The sequence below is a fragment of the Halolamina sp. genome, from assembly GCF_036626355.1.
Taxonomy (GTDB): Archaea; Halobacteriota; Halobacteria; order Halobacteriales; family Haloferacaceae; genus Halolamina.
This window is the reverse complement of sequence record NZ_JAZKRY010000081.1, coordinates 1-12,316: the sequence shown is the minus strand read 5'-3', so window position 1 is coordinate 12,316 and position 12,316 is coordinate 1. Positions and strand designations below refer to the sequence as shown.

Genomic DNA, 12,316 nt, shown 5'->3' with positions numbered 1-12,316 from the left:
CGCAGTAATCACTATCAGGCGTCTGGCGCGCCCGAGAGAATCCGGACGCCGGAGCTGGCGCCGATGCGCTCGGCACCGGCTTCGAGCATCGCGATGGCCTCCTCGTAGCTCCCGACCCCGCCGGAGGCTTTCACGGGCAGATACTCGCTCATCAGCGCCACGTCGTCGACAGTTGCACCGCCGCCAGCGAAGCCAGTCGAGGTTTTCACCATGTCGGCGCCGGCGGCCTCGGCGGCCTCGCAGGCGCGGCGCTTCTCCCCGTCCGAGAGGCGTGCCGTCTCGATGATGACCTTCACCGGGAGCGGTGTCGCGGCGACGACGCCCGCGAGCTCCTCCTCGATGGGGTCGTTGTCCGACGCGCCTGTCCGGTTCCCGTTGTCGCCGTTGCCGGCTTTGAGCCGCCCGATGTTGATGACGACGTCGAGTTCGTCGGCGCCGTCATCGTCGGCGCCCACCGCTTCGGCGCATTTCGCCTCCGGCGCGTTCTGCCCGTGCGGGAAGCCGATGACAGTCGCGAGCGTCACCTCACGTGCGTACGCGGCCGCCTCCTCCACGTAGCAGGGCGGGATACAGGCGTTCATCCCGTGTTCTTCGGCTTCGTCGAGCACCCGTTCGGTGTCGCGCCAGGTGGTCTCCGGGCCGAGTACTGTGTGGTCGATTCGTGGGGCAAGCGTCTCGGTATCCATGGCCGTCATCTGAGGGGCCAGCGGTGAAAAAGCCCGCTCCCGTGACGCTGCGGGACGGACGTATCGGTGGCAGCCGGTCCCCCTCTCAGGCGGCACTCCTGGAGACCTCACAGGAGCAGTGCCACGAACAGCACCGGGAGCATCTGTCGCTGGGCGAACGCCCTGGTGACGGCCTCCGACGGTCAGTAGGGCGACGGCGCCAATCAGGACGAACGGGCCGCAGGCGAGTGTGACGCGGTGCTGCTGAACGTCGCCATAGCCGCCGCGCACCCGCTCGCTCCGTAAGGTTTTCTTCCCGGCGCCTCGCCGGAGATGCTATGGCGATTCTGCCCGCCGGGTTCGCGCTCCCGCCCCTCCCGTATCTCGTCGCGCTGCTTGCTGCCCTCGGCGCGGTTGGCTACGGCCTCCGGGAGCGCCGTCCGGCGGTCGACGACCGGTTCATCGTCGCGCTCGTTCCGTGGATGCTCGTCGGCGCCTGGTTACACGTGCTCCACGTCGTCGGTGCTGCCCCGGCGTTGATCGATCCACTGCTCGGTACCCCGGCGGCCTACCTCTCGACGGCGGCGCTTACGGGCGCCATCTGGCTCGTCGCCGACACGAGTAACCGCGAGACTGCGCCAGTGCTTCTGGCCGTCGGGGTCGCGGCGGCGCTCGTAGTGCTCGCAACCGGTGTCGCCTGGGCGACCACCGCAGGGAACCTCTCGCCGTTCTGGCCGGCCGTCGCCGCGGTTGTCGGCGCTGGCCTGGGCGCCACAGTCTGGGTTACGCTCCGTCGCGTCCGCCCGGAGGTACGCGTGACTGGCGCTGCGGGCGCGCTCGCCGTCGTTGCTCACAGCGTCGACGGCGTCTCGACGGCCATCGGCATCGACATCCTCGGTGCAACCGAACGCACGCCGCTCTCGCGGGCGATCATCGAGTTCGGGGGGGCACTGCCCACCGCGGAGTTCGTGGGGGCCGCGTGGCTGTTCGTCGTCGTGAAGGCGGCGCTGGCCTGTTTCGTGGTGGCCGTGATGGTCGAGTACGTCCGAGAAGACCCCCGGGAGGGACGGCTCCTGCTGGCGCTCGTCGCGGCTGTGGGGCTGGGCCCGGGCGCGCACAACCTGTTGCTGTTCACGATCACTGGGTGACGCTTGCGGGCCTGGAGAAACTGGATCACCGTTTTTCGGCCATATCGGTTCTGAGGGGGTCCGATACCCAAACAGCTCTTTGTCTCATAGATGCGCTCTTTGTGTGGCGCGTTCGAGAGGGACTATGGACAGACGTGCGTTCCTCGCGGCCGGGGTAACCGGAGTCGGGGTCGTCACCGCTGGTTGTTCAGGGCTCGGCGGGACGACCAACCTGGTCAACCCTGACGTCGAGACGCAGGACGGGGGGCGGGAGAAGTATCTCACCTACCGCCGCGGCGACAAGCGACTCGTGACGGTGGGGTTCGACCAGCGCACCGTTCCGGCCACCGCGACAGACCAGTTCGGGTTCCGGATCTCGGTCCCACACAGCAGGAACACCACAATCGAGTCCTTCCGGTTCGACCTCCGGGCGCCCCGGTCCTCTATCGATCCACCGGCCGACGTCTATCTCGAATCCCCGAGCGGGGGACTGTGGCCCGACATCACCTTCAGAGAGGTGGAGAACCGATGGACGCGGATCGCGCTCGAAGACACCGGCGAACTCGGGGAGGGAACGATGACGTTCGAGCTGATCATCGCCCCCAACTCGGCCCCAGCCACCGAGATCGGCATCCGGACCGAACTGGAACTCTCCAGTTCGGGGTCGCTGCTGAACAGGCGCTACCGGGTCGACACCAGTACCGAGTTCGAACCGGTAACCGAGTGAGTGCGAAGGGCCTCAGGCCCCGAGTTTCTGCCGACCGATGTGCCTGCCTGCGCTGCCGACGGCGCCGAAGATCGCCCCTGAGACGAGTCCAACGCTCCCGCCGACCACCACCATCGTCCGCGTGGTCTCCGCGAGGTCCGTCTCCTGCCCGTGTGCCGGCGTCGTCCCCAGCAGGAGGACCAGAAAGACGAGTCCGACGACGACGCCTCGACCACCGAGGAAGACGGGTCACGACTCGAGACCGTCGTTGAGTTCGTGTTCGACCTGGTTGAACTCGTCGCCGGCCTGTGCTGCGCCAGCTGTCCCCCATTACTTAGTGTATCTGCTGAGGGAGTTCTGTATGGAGAGTCAGACAGCGGACACCCAGCAGGCCATCGCCACGGCTTCCTCGCCCGCTGCGGTGTTCAGGGATCTTTCGCGTGCAGACCGCCGTGAGCTGTTCTTCCTCCTCCCCGAACGGGTCCGGGAGCAGCTCGTCGCGGACATGGATCAGGACCGGCTTCGGTCGTTCGTCCAGCGGCTCGACTCGGACGAGGCGACGGACGTGCTGGGCTTTTTCGTCTTCCTCGGGCTGGCACAGGCCGTGCTGCTGTGAGGACTCGAACTGACGCGCGTGTCCCGGGCCCACGTTCCTCGGCGACCCAGTCGTTCGACAGTCGACCTGCAGGACCGACAGGAACGAGGGCGTCCCAGTCCTGACAACCAGTATGGTCGAAGTTCGCGAAGCGAGACGTGAGGACAGACGGGCCGTCCGGGACGTCCACGTCGCCTCCGTCCGGGGGCTAGGCGGCGAAGCGTACGACGAGCAGGTCGTGGACGCGTGGGCCGGCGACGAGGAGCGCGACCCGGACAACTACCGCGTCGAGGGCGACGACGTGGCCTTTCTGGTCGCTGTCGAGGATTCAGCCGGCGGTGACGGCCACGAGAACGACAACGGTACCGGCGACGAGGTGGTCGGCTTCGGGGAACTCCGCGTCGGCGAGCCGGAGGAGTACGAGGTCTCCGCCGACGCCGAAATCCGGGCGATGTACGTCGCGCCCGATCACGCGAGCGAGGGCGTCGGGACCGCACTCTTCAGGGAGCTGGAGTCCCGCGCCCGTGAGCGCGACGTCGAGAGCGTCGTGTTGACCGCATCGCTGAACGCGGTGCCGTTCTACGAGCGACACGGCTTCGAACGGCTCCGGGAGAAACGCCACGAGTTCGGTGGCGAGGTGACTGGGCGGGTCGTGGAGATGCGGAAGCGGCCGTAGTCCGGCGACAGCGATTCGCTGGAACTCAGAGCCAGCCGTCGTCGTCCGAGTACCTGAGCTGTTTGCTGTACCAACGACGATCCCGTCGCCACTGGGTCAGCCGGTCCCAGAGCGTCGTCTCCCCGACGCTCGGGCGCCCCGGCTTCCCCGAATCGAACAGCAGCCGATCCAGCCGGTCGGGGAGCCGCGGCCGGAAGGAGGCTTTCAGCGAGCGACTGCGCTGGCACTCGCGTTCTGACATGACCGAACCAACGGTAGCAACCCACAAGAAAGCGCGTCAGACACCGCTTGTCTGGCTGATGGACGCCGCGCTCGGACCGCGGAGTTTTTGCCGTCCCCAACAGAGCCGCGAGTATGGCCAAACAGCCCCACCTGCTCGTCTCCGAGGGTGACCTGAACGAGATCGCGCTCATCCCCGGCGATCCGGGACGGGTCGACCGCATCGCCGCCCAGTGTGAGTACGTCGAGGAGGTTTCCGAGAACCGGGAGTACAAGGTCGTCAACGCTGCCTACGATGGAACGCCGGTGACCATCTGCTCGACAGGGATTGGGTGCCCCTCCGCAGCCATCGCCGTCGAGGAGCTCCACAACGTCGGCGTCGAGACGGTCATCCGCGTCGGCACGACCGGTGCACTCCAGGCCGACATCGAAATCGGCGACATGGTCGTCGCAACGGGCGCTGCCAAGGAGGAAGGCACAAGCAAGCGCTACGAGTCCGTTGCCTACCCTGCGGTGCCGGATTACGGCGTCCTCACTGAACTCGTCGACTCAGCAGAAGCCAACGACGAGGAGGTCCACGTCGGCCCCATCGTCTCCGACGACGCGTTCTACAACGAGAACCCCGAGTTCGTCGAGGACTGGGAGGCCGCGAACCTGCTCTCTATCGAGATGGAGGCCTCGGCGGTGTTCTCGTTGGCTCGCCGCAAGGGGATGCGCGCCGGCGCTATCTGTACCGTCGACGGCAACCTCGTGAAAGGGACACAGAAAGGCGAGACCGAGGGCGAGGAACTGCCCGAGAAAGCCAAGAACAACGTCGAGCGCGCCATCCGGATCTCGCTCGACGCCGTCGCCGCGCTCTGAGGAATGCGCCGACGGCTCACTGACGCACTGCTCTCGCTCTATCGGCGGCTCCGAACGATAGAGCGGCGTGAACTCGGCGAGTTCCGTCGCTGGGTCGAGAACACGGAGAACCTCATCCACCTCTCGGTGCTGCTGTTCGTCCCGCTGCTCATCGGCCTCGTCACGCTGCTCTCGAACTCCGTGAGCGCCCTGCCGTATCTGCTGTTCCCGCCGCTGGCCTCGGGGGCATACACGCTGTTCGCCCGGCCCGAGAGCGAGTACGCCTCGCCCAGGCGGTTCGTCGGCGGCATCACGCTCGGTGCGCTCTGTGGCTGGGCGTCCTTCGAGGCGGCGAGCATGTTCCTCCCGACTGCCAGCGCCGTCTCGGTCAACCCCGCCGCCGCGGCGGGCGCCATCGCGCTCACCGCTCTCGTCACGTGGGCGTTCGACCTGGAGGAGGCGTCGGCGTTCTCCTCGGCGTTGCTGGTGCTGGTCATCGAAGTGGCCAGTGTCGATCCCATCGCGGTCCAACTGATTCCTGGTGTCGGCGTCACGCTCGGTCCGCGCGGGGCGTACGTCGTGAGCGTCTTCCTCTCGACGTCGCTGGTCGCCGCGGTGTTCCTGTTCTGGCGCGAGGGGTTCTACGAAGAGCGCGCCGCCTATCTCTACGGCACGACCCGCAGCGACGACCACGTGCTCGTACCGATGCGTGGCGGGACGGCCGAACAGACCGCGATGCTGGGTGCCAGAATCGCCGCCGCTCACGAGGCAGGCACGGTGGTGCTGCTCGACGTCGTGGAGGATATCGACGGAGGCGTGCCCACCGACGGTCAACGGGGCACCCTCGACCCGACCGAACTGCCGGCCGAGGACGCCAAACGAGTGCATGAGTCGGCCGAGGGGCTGAATCGGGTCGCTGACCGGATCCGGACCGGTGTCGGCGTCCCCTGCGAGGTGATTGTCGCGACCGGTGACCCGGTGACGACGACCCTCGATACGGCTCGGCGGAGCAACTGCGACCTCGTCGTCACACCGTACGAGGAGCAACAGGGAGCGCTCTCGCCCTACGTCAGGCGGGTGCTCGGCGGGCCGACTGACGCCGTCGCCCACCGCTCGACGGGTGGGCAACACTGGCGACGGACGCTCGTTCCGGTCTCTCGTCCGGGCGACTCGGCTCACGCCATGGTTGATTTCGCCACACGGCTTGCCGGCCACTCGGGGAACGTGAGCGCCTGCACCTGCATCAACCGGGAGGTCGAGCGCCGTGGCGCCGAGCGACGGCTGGCCAACATCGTCGAGGCGTTCGACGCGCCCGTCGAGACCCGCATCGCCCGTGCGGAGGTGACGGCGTTCATCCAAGAGAACGCCGACATGTACGACCTCGTGATGCTCGGCTCCTCTGGCGACCGCTCGGCGGCCTCTCGCCTGATCTCGCCGCCGACGTTCGAGCGCCTCAGAGACGTCGACTGCGACGTGGCTGTCGTAGATACGGGTTCGGCTGAGCGCTGACCCTTCGACGTCGTCGGACCGGCCCCAGACTGCGGATCAGGGCTCCTCCTCCTCGCCAAGTAGCTCGTTCGCTTGCCGCTCGCTGTCCTCCCCGCCCATTGCCGATTCGACCAGCAGATGGCCGCCGATGTTGGCGGGGCTGATGACGGTGTCGGCGCCGGCGCGTTTGAGCTTGCTCACGTTCTCGCGCTGGGTCACGCCAGCGGCGATATGGAGGTCCGGGTTGAGCTCTCGGGCGGTCAGGATCGCCAGCGCGTCGTCGGCGTCCCGAAGGGTGGCGGCGATGGCCGCGCGTGCTCGCTCGATGCCGGCTTTCCGGAGCGGCTCCTCGTCGCTCGGATCCGCCGTGAGCACGTGGATGTCCCGGCTGGCGAGCTTGCGGGCGACGCTCTCGTCCTCGGTGATGACGACGAAGGGCGCGTTCCCTTCCAGTTCTTCGAGTATCGGTTCGGTCAGGTCGCCGTAGCCCAGAACCACGACGTGGTTCTCGAGCATATCGAGTTGTGAGTCGGTCATACGTCCGAGTGCGTGGGAGAGCCGGGCTTCGATTGCGGGGGTGAGCACGACGCCGAGCGCGACAGCGAAGGAGGCTACCGAGAGCAGGAGGACGGACATCCCGAACAGCCGCGCGGTGTCGGTAAGGGGGGTCACGTCGCCGTAGCCGACGGTGCTCCCGGTGACGAGCGTGAAGTAGAACGCGTCGGTGAGGGAGTCGACACCGGTGAACTCCTCCTGGAGCGCGTAGGTGCCCATCGTGCCGTACACCTGCGCCGCGACGAGCGAGGCGATGGCGGCGATCTGTGTGGTCGTGAGGTCGAGGTCCCGGGAGAACCGACGGCGGTTGCTGGTGACGACGACCAGCGCGACCAACGAGAGTACAACCAGCGGGTAGGAGTAGCGGCTCGCCTGCAGCAGCCCCTGGACGGCGGTCACCGGCAGCATCACGATCGTCCAGTACCAGCCGAACCGGTAGCCCTTCCGAAGCTGGAGTGCGCCCGCGAGGGTGAGAAAGCCGGTGAGCGTGCCGGTAAAGCCCGCGGTCTGGCGGACGATCATCGGGACGTATTCCACGAACGGGCCGGCAACGGCTGCGGGCGCCGAGATATTGACGAGGCCCGTCGCCACCGAGAGCCCGGCGACGGCGAACGTGAGCAGAATGGACGCTCGGGTGCCGAGCCAGTCTCGGTCCAACTTCATGCTTCCCTGAACGAGAGTCGGCGGGATAAATCGTGATGACCCGCCGCCGGTACGTCTATGCGCATTGCGGTGTTGGCTACGGCCATGTCGTCGTTCCCCGTCCAGGTTCTGTTAGGCGTCTATCTCGGGCTCGTGACGGGCATCATCCCCGCACTGGTCGCGTGGACGCTGGGCTTTGGCTTCAAGTATCTCACGAGCGTCACCATCCCCGGGTTCGGTGTGGTCGTGCTCGCACTCGCCATCGCCGGGGTCAACGGCGGGCTACTGGCGCTCAACGACAAGGCCATCACTGGCAGCGCAGACGGAATCGCCATCCTCGTCGCCATCGTCGTCGTGTTGATGCTCTCGCTCTACGCCCACGCCAAGGGCGACCAGATGGGGGCGGCGATGCCCAAACGCCTCACGCTGAAGCAGCTGGCTGACCGCACGCTCTCGGCGGACGTCGTCGAGCGCGCCGGCGGGCGCGGCCAGGTGAAGGTGACAGTCGCGGGCGAAGTCGCCGATATCGAGGGCTATCCGCCGCTGCCAGCCGGATTGCGTGCCAAACTCCACGACTGGACCGTCTCCCTCCCCGCTGATCTCCCGATCTCGGAGCTGGAGCAGCGCACGGCGGACAAGCTTCAGACCGAGTACGACCTCGCGGAAGTGACGGTCCGGATGGACGAGCGCGGGCGGGCGAGCGTTTCAGCGGCGCCGCCGAGCGCCGGCCTCTCGAAGCGGGTTCCGCAGGGCAAGCGGGCGATTTCGGTGTCGACACTGATTCCAACCGGGCTGGCCAGCGGCGACGAGGTCCGCCTCCGGACGGACACCGGGAGCTACGAGGGGACGGTGCTGGGTGTTGCAAGCCCGAAGACGCTGGCGAAACCAGCGGGGGACGCCGCCGCCGACGGCGGAACCGACCCAGAACCCCCCGCAACGACGCCGGCAACCACGGCTGCGGGTGGCCGCGTGCGGGTGGGTATTGCCGTGAACCGGCAGACGGCCGAAACACTGCTCGGGACGGTCGTGACGCGGCTCTCGGTCCGCTCGCGCGGGGAGCGGAAGGAGTTCGAACTCCTCTCACTGCTGCGGCGGTCCGGCCGGCGGTTCCGCCGACTCACCGTGCGGGCGGGCGGCGCGCTCGACGGCGTCGGCATCGGGGAACTCGGGGTCCGCGAGGAGTACGGCGTCGTCGTGCTCGCGATCCGGCGCGGGGGTAGCTGGCAACTGGTTCCCGGCGGCGGCCTGATCCCCGAGGCGGGCCAGGAGCTCTACGTTGTCGGGAGACCCGGTGATCTCGACGCGTTCGAGGAGGCGGTCGCCTGATGCTGCTCCAGACGATTTTCCGACCGGAGAACCTCCAGGCTGCAGTCGTCGGGCTGCTGGGGCTCGCTGTCGTCTCCTTTGCGGTGTCGGCGACGGCAGCGGTGCTCTATCGCTGGCATTTCAAGCAGCCACTTCCCGGCGGGCTGGCTGCGCTGTTCGGTGTCGCCGCAGTCGCGCTCTACCTCAACACCGTCGGGCTGTTAGGCCAGGTCATTGGCGGCGCGCCAACCGGCGACCCGTTCGACACCTCCAAAGTAGCGGTCAACCTGTTCACACTCTTCGTCGCGTTCCTGGTCACGGTTCCGGGCCGCCGAGTGGGCGATAGCCTCATCAGCGACGTCGCGGCCGTCTCGGGCGTCCGCGAGATCGATGCGAAAGTGGGCGGCGTGGTCCGCTCTGTGGGTCGCATCGTCGCGGTCGAACTCCCCGAGACAGAGCAGATCGCGGATATGGAGAGCCACGACCCGGTGCCGGCTGAGACGAAAACAGTGCTCGGCGGGAAGACGCTGCTGTTCCCCCGGAAGGACCGTGCGGTGCTGCGCGACCGGCTGGTCACCCGACTCAAGGACGATTACGACGTCGGCTACGTCGACGTGGAACTGGACGAGGACGGGAACGTGAGCTATCTCGCGCTCGGCTCCCGGGTCGCGGGCATCGGACCGACACTCGGTCCCGGCACCTGCGCTATCGCCATCGAAGCCGACCCGGTCAACGGCGTCGGCCCGGGTGACATGGTGCAGGTCTGGACCACGAGTGAGCAAGCGGTGCCGACGCCGGCGACAGTGGAGACGGACCAAGTTCCGGACGCGGAGGCGCCGGCTGAAACAACTGTTCCCGAGGCGGAGCCGACGCCGCGCCGGCTTGTCACGGCGGAGGTACGGGCGGTAGCCGGCGATGCAGTGACCCTCACCGTCGACGAGGCTGATGCGGAGGCGCTTTCGGCGGACGAGCAGTACCGGCTGCTGACGCTGCCGGTGAGCCCCCGGGCCGACCGGGAGTTCGCCTCGCTGCTCCGGGCCGCCGACGAGACGTTCGGCGTCGTGACGGTAGGGGAGGGGAGCCCGCTCGTCGGCGTCGCTATCGGCGACGTCGATGCGACGGTCGTCGCCGTCCGCGAACCCGATGGCTCGCTCGACACGATCCCGGGGCGCCAGCACACGCTGGTCGGCGGCGAGCGGGTGTACGCGCTCGGCCGACCGGACGTACTCCGGTCCCTGGAGGGTCGCGCCGCCGAACCGCTCGCCGAGGAGAGGTAGCGCAACGCTCTTGCCCGCCCGTCGCCGACCGTCGGACATGCAGTGGAAGCTCTTCGCTGATCTCGCCGAAGCGGCCGACGGACGAACCGTCGAGGTTGCAGTCGACGGCGACACCGTCGGCGACGCGCTCGACGCGCTGCTCGATTCGCGCCCGGCGCTCTCGGGGCGGGTGCTCACCGAGGACGGTGAGCTACGGGACCACGTCAACCTGCTTCGCAACGGCGACGCCGTCGACACCGACGCGCCGGTCGAAGAGGGCGACGAACTCGCGCTGTTCCCGCCGGTTAGCGGCGGATAACGCGAAAGCGACCCGTAGCGAAACGCGTCACGAGGCGATGACGGTGCGTGCGCCGGCAGTCACCTCGCGCATCACCGAACTCCGCTCGGTCGTGATATCCGCTTCCGACACCGCCGGCAGGCCTGCGACGTACTCGTCGGGGCGGCCCGTGCGTCCGAACCGTTCGCCAGCTCCCCATCGACGGCCTGGCGGCTGGTGAGTCGGTCAGTGCGATTGCGTTTGCAGCTTGGGCAGTTCACCCCCGCCATGTCGAAGATGAACCGTGCCAGGCCAGAGAGCGACGGCGGCCAGACGGGGAGCCGACTGCGGGTTATGGCTCCTCGTCTAACTGTTCGGCCAGCGTCGCGGCGTCGCCGGCCACCGTCGTGTAGTCGACGCCGGCCTCGTCGGCGACCAGCCGGAGATGCGATGCGAGCAGCGAGAGCGCCTGCATCCCCTCCTCCTGGGCGTCGCCGGCCTGTTGGGCGAACGTCGAATCCACTTCACGCCCGTCGCGCACGACGCCGACGTAGCAGGCGGTCGTCTCCTCGTCGATGAGCTGTCGGGCGTTCTCCAGGCGCTCGGCGTACTCCACGTCGCCCGCCGTCTCCTCGGTCTCGGTTTCGTCGGCCGCGCCGTCGTCGGAAAAGTCGTCGCTCACGGGGAATCAGTCCGGTCGCGGACGTGCGACGAACAGCGTCTGCACGATGGTGAACGGGTCGTACACCGACTGGTGACACGCACAGTACACGTCGTCCTCGGCGTTGAACTTCGCGGAGGACTCCTCCTGCTTGTAGCCCGGGACACAGCAGAAGTGGGTGCATTTGTTGAGCCACGCGATGAACCCCTGTTCGGTGCTCGCCTGCACCCAGTTCTCGATGGGCGCGGGGGCGTCCGTATTGCCGTTGGCGATCTCCTCGATGAGCGGACTCCGGACCACCTGTATCGGGATGATGTTTTCCGTACCCTGTGAGCGCCAGGTGGCGGTGGCGGGTTTGCCGAGCCCGGACTGGCCAATCCCGTTGCCCCAGTCCTCGTAATCCTCGAACATGCTCACATTGAGCGGGTCGCCGCCGTCCACCGCCTCAGACTGCCAGTCGTAGGCCGGGCTGTCCCCGGAGATGAAGTAGTTGTCCGATTCGTAGCCGGGGACGATCCCCTCGTAGGACTCGACGCCGCAGTACTGGAACCACTCGGAGGAGTACTCGACGCCCCCGAGTTCGGTTCGGGCGACCTCGACGGTTCGGCCGCCCTGTTCGATCTCCTCGACCTCCGGCCACATCCCGATGAGATCCCCCGCATCGTCGATTTCGACGGGGATCTGTGGCATTCCGCGTGGCGCCGGGCCCGCGGTGTTCTCGATGGCCATTGCCTGCGTGTTCCCCCCACCGGAACCGGGCGAGGCGGTCGCCGCGTTGATGCCCGCGGAGCCAGCGACGCCGGCGGCCGCCAGCGCCGATCCGCCAACGACTCCCTTGACGAACCGGCGACGCCCGGACTCTGCGGGGTACTTGTCCTCGTCTGCACTCATGTACTACGTTCGGACCCGGGCAAGCAAAAGCATGGCGAAGCAGTCGGCGCCCCGGCCGGCTGCACGGAGCGTCACCGCCGAATCGATCGACCGGACGGTGACTGTCCACAGACCGGTCAGAGACCCGTCACGAGCGCTGAGGCGCCCCCCGTTCGAAATCGTTTTCCCGGGTCTACACGCATGGGCAGTATGCCGACGGACCCCCAACGCTACGACCCTGACCTCGGACGGAAGTTCGTCTTCGTCACCGGCGGGGTGATGTCCGGGCTCGGAAAAGGCATCACCGCAGCGAGCACCGGGCGACTTCTCTCGAACGCCGGCTTCGACGTGACGGCAGTCAAGATCGACCCGTACCTCAACGTCGACGCCGGGACGATGAACCCCTACCAGCACGGCGAGGTGTACGTGCTGAA

At 67.7% G+C, this 12,316-nt stretch carries 14 protein-coding genes and 1 pseudogene; 10 read left to right on the top strand and 5 right to left on the bottom strand.

Annotated elements, in window-relative coordinates; translation table 11 throughout:
* Positions 1 to 14: 14 nt before the first annotated feature.
* On the bottom strand, positions 15 to 686 hold the full coding sequence (deoC, locus tag V5A38_RS12125; protein WP_332326023.1) for a deoxyribose-phosphate aldolase: 672 nt from the start codon (positions 684 to 686) through the stop codon (positions 15 to 17).
* A 317-nt stretch (positions 687 to 1,003) separates the two neighbouring features.
* Here deoC and V5A38_RS12120 point away from each other — a divergent pair, with 317 nt between their 5' ends.
* From V5A38_RS12120 to V5A38_RS12105, 4 genes are all read left to right on the top strand, one after another.
* Entirely contained in the window at positions 1,004 to 1,813 is an 810-nt protein-coding gene (locus V5A38_RS12120; RefSeq protein WP_332326022.1) for a DUF63 family protein, read from the top strand.
* A 124-nt stretch (positions 1,814 to 1,937) separates the two neighbouring features.
* Positions 1,938 to 2,519, top strand: a complete 582-nt coding sequence (locus tag V5A38_RS12115; RefSeq protein ID WP_332326021.1) for a hypothetical protein — start codon at positions 1,938 to 1,940, stop codon at positions 2,517 to 2,519.
* Positions 2,520 to 2,859: 340 nt separating this feature from the next.
* Positions 2,860 to 3,114 carry a hypothetical protein gene (locus V5A38_RS12110; RefSeq protein WP_332326020.1) on the top strand — a complete coding sequence of 85 codons (255 nt, stop codon included), beginning with the start codon at positions 2,860 to 2,862 and terminating at the stop codon, positions 3,112 to 3,114.
* Positions 3,115 to 3,226: 112 nt separating this feature from the next.
* Positions 3,227 to 3,769 (top strand): GNAT family N-acetyltransferase, encoded by a 543-nt coding sequence (locus V5A38_RS12105; RefSeq protein WP_332326019.1) that lies wholly within the window; start codon positions 3,227 to 3,229, stop codon positions 3,767 to 3,769.
* A gap of 25 nt (positions 3,770 to 3,794) precedes the next feature.
* Here the strand turns inward: V5A38_RS12105 and V5A38_RS12100 are convergent, their stop codons facing one another.
* Complete coding sequence (locus tag V5A38_RS12100) at positions 3,795 to 4,010, bottom strand: hypothetical protein (RefSeq protein ID WP_332326018.1); 216 nt, start codon at positions 4,008 to 4,010, stop codon at positions 3,795 to 3,797.
* 113 nt (positions 4,011 to 4,123) lie between these two features.
* Here V5A38_RS12100 and V5A38_RS12095 point away from each other — a divergent pair, with 113 nt between their 5' ends.
* Entirely contained in the window at positions 4,124 to 4,849 is a 726-nt protein-coding gene (locus V5A38_RS12095) for a nucleoside phosphorylase (protein ID WP_332326017.1), read from the top strand.
* A 3-nt stretch (positions 4,850 to 4,852) separates the two neighbouring features.
* Positions 4,853 to 6,337: an HPP family protein gene (locus V5A38_RS12090; protein ID WP_332326016.1), complete on the top strand. Its 1,485-nt coding sequence runs from the start codon at positions 4,853 to 4,855 to the stop codon at positions 6,335 to 6,337.
* Between the two features lie 36 nt (positions 6,338 to 6,373).
* On the opposite strand, the gene V5A38_RS12085 is transcribed toward V5A38_RS12090, so the two are convergent.
* Entirely contained in the window at positions 6,374 to 7,534 is a 1,161-nt protein-coding gene (locus tag V5A38_RS12085; RefSeq protein WP_332326015.1) for an NAD-binding protein, read from the bottom strand.
* Positions 7,535 to 7,618: 84 nt separating this feature from the next.
* On the opposite strand from V5A38_RS12085, the gene V5A38_RS12080 reads away from it, so the two are divergent.
* From V5A38_RS12080 to V5A38_RS12070, 3 genes are read left to right on the top strand one after another with little or no spacing between them, the layout of a single operon-like run.
* Positions 7,619 to 8,839, top strand: coding sequence for a TrkA C-terminal domain-containing protein (locus tag V5A38_RS12080; RefSeq protein WP_332326014.1), 1,221 nt, complete (start codon positions 7,619 to 7,621; stop codon positions 8,837 to 8,839).
* Positions 8,839 to 10,095: a TrkA C-terminal domain-containing protein gene (locus V5A38_RS12075; protein WP_332326013.1), complete on the top strand. Its 1,257-nt coding sequence runs from the start codon at positions 8,839 to 8,841 to the stop codon at positions 10,093 to 10,095. The genes V5A38_RS12080 and V5A38_RS12075 overlap by 1 nt, the downstream gene beginning before the upstream one ends.
* A gap of 37 nt (positions 10,096 to 10,132) precedes the next feature.
* Positions 10,133 to 10,393, top strand: a complete 261-nt coding sequence (locus V5A38_RS12070; protein ID WP_332326012.1) for a ubiquitin-like small modifier protein 1 — start codon at positions 10,133 to 10,135, stop codon at positions 10,391 to 10,393.
* Positions 10,394 to 10,703: 310 nt separating this feature from the next.
* Here the strand turns inward: V5A38_RS12070 and V5A38_RS12065 are convergent, their stop codons facing one another.
* Both V5A38_RS12065 and V5A38_RS12060 read right to left on the bottom strand, forming a co-directional pair.
* Complete coding sequence (locus tag V5A38_RS12065; protein WP_332326011.1) at positions 10,704 to 11,033, bottom strand: hypothetical protein; 330 nt, start codon at positions 11,031 to 11,033, stop codon at positions 10,704 to 10,706.
* 6 nt (positions 11,034 to 11,039) lie between these two features.
* Positions 11,040 to 11,903, bottom strand: a complete 864-nt coding sequence (locus V5A38_RS12060; protein ID WP_332326010.1) for a ubiquinol-cytochrome c reductase iron-sulfur subunit — start codon at positions 11,901 to 11,903, stop codon at positions 11,040 to 11,042.
* A gap of 189 nt (positions 11,904 to 12,092) precedes the next feature.
* Between V5A38_RS12060 and V5A38_RS12055 the strand changes: the two are divergent.
* Positions 12,093 to 12,316 (top strand): annotated as a pseudogene (locus tag V5A38_RS12055) (CTP synthase); the annotation flags it as partial.